This is a genomic window from Kribbella turkmenica (assembly GCF_004348725.1).
Taxonomy (GTDB): domain Bacteria; phylum Actinomycetota; class Actinomycetes; order Propionibacteriales; family Kribbellaceae; genus Kribbella; species Kribbella turkmenica.
Map to the genome: position 1 here is coordinate 1 of NZ_SMKR01000327.1, position 1791 is coordinate 1791.

Annotated in this window: 1 protein-coding gene; it reads left to right on the forward strand. The window is 64.4% G+C overall.

Annotated features, from left to right (window positions below):
- The first annotated feature begins 266 nt into the window (after positions 1-266).
- Positions 267-1523 carry a GDSL-type esterase/lipase family protein gene (locus tag E1218_RS35650; RefSeq protein WP_165949573.1) on the forward strand — a complete coding sequence of 419 codons (1257 nt, stop codon included), beginning with the start codon at positions 267-269 and terminating at the stop codon, positions 1521-1523.
- The last annotated feature ends 268 nt before the right edge of the window (positions 1524-1791 follow it).

Consider the following 1791-nt stretch of genomic DNA (forward strand, 5'->3'; position numbering starts at 1 on the left):
GGACTGAGTCATTGTTCCTCCGTTTCAGCGTCTGACCCTAGGCTTCGATGTCAACGTTGACAAGACGCATGTCAACGTTGACACTGTCGAAACGCTCTGTCCACGGTTCGCAGGCGTCGCGTTCAGTGAGGAGTACCAACATGCGCTTTCCGCGGTTGGTCCGATGGGTGTTGCGATCGTCGCTGCACCGGCCGTCGTCGACCTGTTGGTCGCCCCACTCCTCCACCTCGACTCGAGGTTTCCATCCACGACTGAGGGAGATGACGATGAACTCAAGACTCCACAACACCGGTGCCTCGCGACTGCGTGCACTGGCAGCAGGCACACTCTCCGTGCTGGCGACGCTGGTCGTTGTCCTGGGCGCGCAGAGCGTGGGCCAACTGGACGACGCAGAGGCGGCACCACAACCTGCGGCTGGTGCGGGCAGGGCCTGGGTCGGAACGTGGGGAACCAGCCTCCACCAGTCGTTCAATCCGGGCTTCGATGATGTCACGTTGCGAATGGTGGTGCGCACCAGCACCGCCGGGGAGTCCGTCCGAATCCGTCTCGCCAACACCTTCGGCAATGAACCTCTGCAGGTGGGAGCAGCGACGGTGGGTTTGCAGCAGCAAGGTGCCGAGATCGCCGCCGGCTCTAATCGTCGGCTCACGTTCGGTGGCAAACCGTCAGTCACCGTGCCCGAGGGCGCGCAGATCGTCAGCGACCCTGTCGCGATGGACGTACCGCGGCTGACGAACCTGGCCGTGAGCCTCTACCTGTCCACTGGCAGCAATGGTGCCACCACCCAGCACCTCAACAGCAACCAGACGTCGTACGTCTCGATTCCGGGTGACCACAGTGGCGATCGGGGCGCCGCGAACTTCCCCATCACGACCAAGGACTGGTCCTACCTTCAGGGCGTCGACGTGCAGCGTCCGAACGGCGCGACGATTGTGGCGCTGGGTGACTCCATCACCGCCGGTGGCCAGACGACCTGGCCGGAGGTCCTCGCTGAGCGGCTGCAGAACGCCCCTCAGTACCATGATCTGGGTGTTCTCAACGAGGGGATCGGGGCGAGCGAGCTGCTGCGCCGGGCAGCGCTCTTTGGCCTGAGCCAGCCCGGGATCACGCGAATGGACCGTGACGTTCTCCTGCAGTCGAACGTGCGCGCCGCCATCGTGCTGATGGGCACCAACGACATCCTCGGTGGTCACCGCGCCTCGGCGGAGCAGGTGATCGCCGGCCTGCAGCAGTTGGTCGCGAAGGCGAAGGATCAGGACGTCCGGGTCATCGGCGGCACCATCACACCGTGCTCGTGCTACGGATCAGAGCAGGAGCGTCACCGTGAAGCCGTCAACGAGTGGATCCGCACAAGTGAGGCCTTCGACGGGGTGGTCGACTTCGACCGGGCGCTGCGGGACCCGGCCAACACGCACCGGATGGACCCGGCCTACCACGACCCTGGCGACCCGCTGCACCCCAATGCGGAGGGCTACCGTGTGATGGGGAACAGCATCCCGCTGACATTGCTCTCGCCGCAGTAGCTACGCATGCGATGCTCTGCAACGACTGTGGTGTGTATGAGGCCGACCGGGCTAAGAAGTACTGCGACGATTGCGCAACTCGCCGTGGATCCTTCGTGTTCCGGCGGTGTGGCGAGATGTTCCCGGGGAAGGGCGGCCGCAACGGTCTAGAGGCCGAGCTGCGACGGCTGAACGTCACTTAGAAGAACTCCCGGCCGAACCATCCCACTACCTGCGGGAAGGTGGAGCGGTTCCAGCAGACCCTGAAGAAGTGGCTGCGGCGCCCAAC